Origin of the sequence: Baaleninema sp. (genome assembly GCF_049974805.1) — a bacterium.
GTDB lineage: Bacteria > Cyanobacteriota > Cyanobacteriia > Cyanobacteriales > Geitlerinemataceae > Baaleninema.
Window position 1 is genome coordinate 1 of sequence record NZ_JBNGCO010000227.1, and the last position, 2,142, is coordinate 2,142.

General features: G+C 55.3%; 1 protein-coding gene. It reads left to right on the forward strand.

Annotated features, from left to right (window positions below; all coding sequences use genetic code 11):
- Nucleotides 1–2,092, forward strand: a 2,092-nt coding sequence (locus tag ACP5D4_RS21490) for a putative bifunctional diguanylate cyclase/phosphodiesterase (RefSeq protein ID WP_428013644.1), incomplete at its 5' end; no start/stop codon positions are given.
- Between the last annotated feature and the right edge of the window lie 50 nt (nt 2,093–2,142).

Below are 2,142 nucleotides of genomic sequence, written 5' to 3' on the forward strand. Positions count from 1 at the left end.
CCCACCCACGTTTCAGGAGTTTTTCCTTCCACTTTTGGTGAGAACGAATCGCACGGCCTTTCGTTATTTAAAGCCGATGGGTATTGTTCCGAGAAATACGAGTTCGGGAACTGATGCGATCGTTCTGGGAGAAACGACCCTTTTTCCTCTGGACGATACGGCGGGAGGCTATCATCACATCGACAGTGCGGGCTATCAACTGTTGCTGGACTACTGCGCCCCGGCTGCTTCTGTTCCGGTGATTTCTTTGGGCGATCTGTTGAGCGATCGCTTCGACCCCCAGCAAATTCGCGATCGCGTGGTGTTAATCGGATCGATCGCGCCGAGTTTGCGAGATTTGTTCGCCACCCCTTTCAGTGAGACGGAAACCGATAGTACTTTGATGAAAATGCCAGGGGTGGAACTACAAGCCCAGATGGTTCAACATCTGATTGCTATTGCCCGAGGCGATCGTCGCCCCTGGCGGTACGCTCCTGATGGGTTAGAGGCTCTTTGGGCTTGGTTGTGGATTCTCCTGGGGACGAGTTTAGGGTGGGGAGTACGCCGTCCGGGGTATCTGGCTGGTTCGATCGTTGCTGCTTTAGCGGGGTTGTGGGTGTTGGAACTGGGCTTTTTCGCGGCTGCTTGGTGGATACCCGTTTCCTGGCCGCGGATAGGCTTCTTGGCGGCGATCGCTGTCACCTTCGCTTATCGCCTCGTAGACGAGGTGTTTCGCGATCGACTGACGGGATTGCCCAACGGTCGCCTGCTGTACGATCGCCTCTGTTTGCGGCAACGGCTCGCTCGCATCCGGTTCGATCCGGGCGGCACCCGCATCGGCGCCATTTATCTCGACCTCGATCGCTTCAAAGCCGTCAACGATTGCTTGGGAACGGCGGTCGGCGATTTCATCTTAGTCGAAGTGACCACCCGCCTCAAAAGCTGTTTGTCCCCTCGCGACGTTTTAGCCCGAGTCGGACCCGATGAGTTCGTGATGGTTGTCGAAAACACCACCGACCTCGACCTTCTCATGGACTTAGCCTTACAAGTCCGCCGCAAGCTCAAACGACCGTTTTTTCTCCACGACGGACAACCTCTCTTTCTCACCTCCAGTATCGGCATCGCCCTCGGCGTTCCAGGAGACACCCGCGACCCTATCGAAGACGCCCACACGGCCATGTATCGCGCCAAGGCTGGGAACAAAGGCTATCCGGAAGTGTTCGACCCCTCCTTTCAAGCCCAAGCGGTAGAGCGGTTTCAACTGGAAATCGACCTGCGCCAGGCTATGGCTCACTCTGAGGTTTTTGCCACTCCCGTCGAACAACCGCAATGGCACGACAAAGAAAATTCCAATCTGCCCCACTCCGAACTCGGGGAAACCTTTCGCGTCTACTATCAACCCCTGGTGCGGCTGTCGTCGGGAAAAATTTCCGGTTTTGAGGCTTTGGTGCGCTGGCAACATCCCCATCGCGGACTGGTGTCCCCGGGACAGTTTATTCCGGTGATGGAGGAAACTGGCTCGATCGTGCCGTTGGGGGCTTGGGTACTCGATCGCGCCTGTTCCCAAACTCGTTTGTGGCAGCGACAGTTTCCCAGTCGCCAGCGGTTGCAAGTCAGCGTTAATTTGTCGGGGAAGCAGTTGCAATCGCCGGATTTAGTCGAACGTATTTCCGAGATTCTCTCCTGTACCCGTTTAGTTCCCCAGTGGTTGAAGTTGGAAATTACCGAAAGTGTGGTGATGGAGGATGTGGAAGCCACCATTGTCGTGTTGCAACGCCTGAAAGCCTTAGGAGTCAAGTTGAGTATCGACGATTTTGGTACGGGATATTCGTCGTTGAGCTATCTCAATCGTTTTCCGGTCGATACTTTGAAAATCGATCGATCCTTCGTCCAACGCATGGGCGACTCCCGAGAAGATCGCGAAATCGTTCGCACCATCATCACCTTAGCCCACACTTTGGGTATGGATACCATTGCCGAAGGGGTCGAAACTCCCGAAGATTTGCGACATTTACGGGACCTTGGCTGCGATTACGGTCAAGGCTATTGGTTCGCCAAACCCCTTCCGCCCTCGGCAGCGGCGCAACTTCTGGCGCGACGCCCTCGGTGGTGATGAGGAGATGAGGAGATGAGGAGATGAGGAGATGAGGAGATGAGGAGATG